Annotated in this window: 1 protein-coding gene; it reads right to left on the bottom strand. The window is 39.5% G+C overall.

What is annotated here, in order from left to right; genetic code table 11:
* Positions 1-261: hypothetical protein (locus ACRHNM_RS17150; RefSeq protein WP_431137852.1), on the bottom strand; the 261-nt coding region annotated here is incomplete at both ends.

Here is a 261-nt window from a genome sequence, read left to right as displayed (position 1 = left end):
GTAACCCACTTGGGAAACTATAATAAAACTGATGGACATTCGTATTGGGTGCCTCCAAAAATAACTTCTGTAGGGCATTTTTATCATCGGACGGATAACACACCAACCTGAGTTTCGCTACGCCGTGATCATCTGAAACCATACCCGTATAATAGGACTGATTTGGATTAATTGAATCCATAAACTGTTCCACTTGAATTGTTGGGCTGGCATCTTTAACCACATCTAAGTGATACCCTAATCTTTCAAACTCTTGAACAT

This window comes from Psychroserpens mesophilus (genome assembly GCF_050617655.1).
Taxonomy (GTDB): Bacteria; Bacteroidota; Bacteroidia; order Flavobacteriales; family Flavobacteriaceae; genus Psychroserpens; species Psychroserpens mesophilus_A.
The sequence above is the reverse complement of the archived record's forward strand: the minus strand, read 5'-3'. Positions and strand labels throughout refer to the sequence as shown.